This is a genomic window from uncultured Bacteroides sp., from assembly GCF_905207245.1.
In the GTDB taxonomy this organism is placed as follows: Bacteria; Bacteroidota; Bacteroidia; order Bacteroidales; family Bacteroidaceae; genus Bacteroides.
In genome coordinates this window covers 1-3,426 of the sequence record NZ_CAJLKP010000173.1, presented here as the reverse complement: position 1 = coordinate 3,426, position 3,426 = coordinate 1, and the positions used below count along the sequence as shown (strand labels likewise).

Sequence of the window (3,426 nt, the reverse complement as noted above, 5' to 3'; positions counted from 1 at the left end):
CGTGGTAGACACCGCCGCCGCCCGCGAACATGGCATCATCGTGACCAATATACCTGCATACAGCACTCCCTCCGTCGGACAAATGGTATTTGCCCATATCCTGAACATCACCCAGCAAGTGCGCCATTACTCCGACAAAGTCAGTCAGGGAGACTGGAGCAAGAGTCCCGACTTTTGTTTCTACGACACCCCGCTTATCGAACTGCTCGGAAAGAAGATAGGTATCGTCGGCCTGGGACAAACCGGATACAACACTGCCCGCATAGCCATCGGATTCGGTATGAAAGTCTGGGCCGTCACCTCCAAGTCGCGCCTGCAACTTCCACCGGAAATCAGGAAGGCAGAACTCGACCAGGTGTTTCACGAATGCGACATCGTCAGCCTGCACTGCCCCTTGACGGACAGTACCCGCAATCTGGTCAACGCCAACCGCCTTGCCCTGATGAAGCCCACCTCCATCCTCATCAACACCGGACGCGGCCCTCTCATCAATGAACAAGACCTCGCCAATGCCCTGAACACCGGCCAAATTTATGCCGCCGGACTGGACGTCCTCTCCGAAGAGCCGCCCCGTGCCGACAACCCACTACTGACTGCGCGCAACTGCTTCATCACCCCGCACATTGCCTGGGCCAATTTCGAAGCACGCCAAAGACTGATAACTATCACAGTAAGTAACTTAAAAGCATATATTGACGGGAAACCGGTAAATGTAGTAAAATAAGCTACAAGCTACGAGCTACGAGTTACAAGTGTCTTCGGTATGATAGCACAGCCACTCGTAGCTTGTAGCTCGTAGCCCGTAGCTTTATCACATCATGGGAAAATCAGAAATCAAAAGCCTCTTTCGCAGCATTCCGGTCCTCCTGACCATCGCTCTGGCCCTCATCACAATGGTAGCCGCTTTCTCCGGGAACTTTGACCCCGCCAGTTCAAGATACATGCCCGTACTGGGATTGGCACTTCCGGCATTATTACTCTGCAACTTGTTAGTTGCCATTTGTTGGGCTTTTGCCCGCAGACGCTGGGCATTCGTCCCACTTGCAGCAATCGTCTTCAACTATGGGTACCTTCTTGCCATCTTCCAGTTCAGCTTCACCAGAGAAATTCCCGAAGGGCACTACAGCAGCAACTACGCTGACGGCTACCTGAAGATAGCCACCTACAACGTAGGCAACTTCGGTGGTGAAATCACCGGCTATTCCTGCAAGGAAATCGCCCGCTACATGAAAGAACAGAAAGTCGATGTCCTCTGTTTCCAGGAGTGTGGCGACAACCAGTATTTTCCCATGGACAGCATCCGCAAAGTGTTTTCGCACTGGCGCTACGCCATGATTCCCACCGAAGACTCCATTCGCGGAGTGCTCCCCATTGCCGTGTTCAGCCGCTATCCGCTCGTCAACCCACGCTTCATCTCCTATGCCCAAAGTGCTAACTGTAGTATGCAGTGCGACGTCATCTTGGGGCGAGACACCGTCCGCCTGCTCAACAACCACTTGCAGACCACCAGCGTCAGCCAGAACCGCCGTAAATGGGAACGCGGCCTTGCCAACACCAATGACACCCGCCGCGAAGCCGAAGTCGTTCAGGGCGCCATCACCTCCCTGCACGACAATTTCGTGAAGCGTGCCGAACAAACGGACACCATCTGCCATCTCGCCCTCGCCAGCCCCTACCCCGTGGTGGCCTGCGGTGACTTCAACTCCCTGCCGTCTTCCTACACCTATGCCGAACTAAGCGACATCCTCAAAGATGGCTTCCGAACCAGCGGCCGTGGCTACATGTACACCTACCGTTACTTCAAACGCCTGCTGCGCATCGACTACGTTTTCCATTCCCCCAGCATCCGGGGATACCGCTACTACTCGCCCGACCTGGACCTGTGCAGCGACCATAATCCGGTACTGATGGAGATGAAAATAAAGAGATGAAACGACCTTCATTCTCAAATAAAAGATTTATATTTGTCTATTGATTAAAAACATACTGTATTATGAATAATCAAAAAACAAATCTACAGATGCCCAACGTGAATGAGTTGAACTTTACAATAGCTCTCATTTCCGAATTTTCCAAACGCTTTAATTTGGGACAGAAACAAGCATTCAATTACATCAACCGCTTTAAAGGTATGCAATTCCTTCGTAACCATTACCAGAGTTTGCATACCCAATCGTTCGATGACGCCATAGACGATATCCTTACAGTATGCCAACGCAACGGAGGGAAATTAAAATGAAACTATACCATGGCTCCAATGTAGAAATACATACCCCCGACTTATCTCGTTCAAAACCGTATAAAGACTTCGGACAAGGCTTCTACCTGTCGGACAATTATCCACAAGCAGAAGAAATGGCCATGCACAAGGTTGACCAACTGCAAACAGGGAGCAAATGTATCTCTGTTTTCGAATTCGAAGAACAGCACTTGTCATCCGGACAATTAGAGATTAAAATCTTTGACGACTACAGTGAAGAATGGGCATATTTCATTCTCGCTAACCGGGATAAGAAAAATACAAAACCCGTACATCATTATGACATCGTCATTGGTCCCATTGCCGACGATGGTGTCACTTTTCAACTAAGACGCTTCTCAATCGGAATTATTCCTATGGAAAAGTTAATAGAAGAATTGAAATTCAGTAAAGGAAAAACTATTCAATATTTCTTCGGTACAGAAAAAGCCCTTAATTATTTGATAAAGTTATGATAAAACAAGAACAAATTCAATTCCTCATAGAAGAAACAACCCGGGAAATCATCATATATTTAATGCAAGACTTCGGGTACGAGATGGATAAGGCTCTTGAAACATTCTACAATTCAGATACTTTCGAACGCCTAAATAATCCGCAAAGCGGACTTTATTATCAAAGTTCCGGCTATGTATACAGTTTTTTGAAAGAAGAACTACTCACCGGGAAAGTGGGATAAAAAAAATCTCAACCACTCATCCTTCAAAACAAAACCGCCTATGAAAGCACAACTACTCCTAATCCTCCACTTCCTGCCCGCCCTGTTGTTTGCCCAGCAAGAAGTGCGTTTCCCCGACGACTTCAAGACGAGCGCCCTGGACGGAAAAGAAGTGACCATCACCAACACGCTGACCCTGACGAACAACTATTACGCCTATCTGAGCAGTAAGAGCGTCACCCTCTCTGACGGACTTCTATGGACTCCCACAGAAAAGAACTTACCCGGCGCAGACATGTTCGAAGAAGAAAATGCCAAAAATGCGGCCAACCAGCTAATACTGATGCCCGGAGATTATAGTTACATCGATAAAGATGGCACCTGCCGCATCGGACAGACCATTACCAATCTCACCGGTACCCTAAGCTATAATAAAAGCAATAAAAAGTACACCCTGTAGTGTACTGAATAAGTTGACACTTCTAAAATTAGAAATTCATATGGAAGC

6 protein-coding genes are annotated in these 3,426 nt (G+C 48.1%); all 6 read left to right on the top strand.

Features of this window, described 5'->3' with window-relative positions; translation table 11 throughout:
* A partial coding sequence (locus tag QZ135_RS24775; RefSeq protein ID WP_294615777.1) for an NAD(P)-dependent oxidoreductase occupies positions 1-724 on the top strand: 724 nt, incomplete at its 5' end.
* A gap of 94 nt (positions 725-818) precedes the next feature.
* Positions 819-1,931, top strand: coding sequence for an endonuclease/exonuclease/phosphatase family protein (locus QZ135_RS24770; protein WP_294615775.1), 1,113 nt, complete (start codon positions 819-821; stop codon positions 1,929-1,931).
* A 62-nt stretch (positions 1,932-1,993) separates the two neighbouring features.
* Positions 1,994-2,239, top strand: a complete 246-nt coding sequence (locus tag QZ135_RS24765; RefSeq protein ID WP_294615773.1) for a DUF3791 domain-containing protein — start codon at positions 1,994-1,996, stop codon at positions 2,237-2,239.
* Positions 2,236-2,715: a DUF3990 domain-containing protein gene (locus QZ135_RS24760; RefSeq protein ID WP_294615771.1), complete on the top strand. Its 480-nt coding sequence runs from the start codon at positions 2,236-2,238 to the stop codon at positions 2,713-2,715. The genes QZ135_RS24765 and QZ135_RS24760 overlap by 4 nt, the downstream gene beginning before the upstream one ends.
* Positions 2,712-2,939, top strand: a complete 228-nt coding sequence (locus tag QZ135_RS24755) for a hypothetical protein (protein WP_294615769.1) — start codon at positions 2,712-2,714, stop codon at positions 2,937-2,939. The genes QZ135_RS24760 and QZ135_RS24755 overlap by 4 nt, the downstream gene beginning before the upstream one ends.
* A 40-nt stretch (positions 2,940-2,979) precedes the next feature.
* Positions 2,980-3,378, top strand: a complete 399-nt coding sequence (locus tag QZ135_RS24750; RefSeq protein ID WP_294615767.1) for a hypothetical protein — start codon at positions 2,980-2,982, stop codon at positions 3,376-3,378.
* The last annotated feature ends 48 nt before the right edge of the window (positions 3,379-3,426 follow it).

Excerpts from the sequence above, each read along its gene's own strand:
- QZ135_RS24770 (WP_294615775.1), top strand. The coding sequence starts at position 819 with ATGGGAAAATCAGAAATCAAAAGCCTCTTTCGCAGCATTCCGGTCCTC.
- QZ135_RS24765 (WP_294615773.1), top strand. The coding sequence starts at position 1,994 with ATGAATAATCAAAAAACAAATCTACAGATGCCCAACGTGAATGAGTTG.
- QZ135_RS24760 (WP_294615771.1), top strand. The coding sequence starts at position 2,236 with ATGAAACTATACCATGGCTCCAATGTAGAAATACATACCCCCGACTTA.
- QZ135_RS24755 (WP_294615769.1), top strand. The coding sequence starts at position 2,712 with ATGATAAAACAAGAACAAATTCAATTCCTCATAGAAGAAACAACCCGG.
- QZ135_RS24750 (WP_294615767.1), top strand. The coding sequence starts at position 2,980 with ATGAAAGCACAACTACTCCTAATCCTCCACTTCCTGCCCGCCCTGTTG.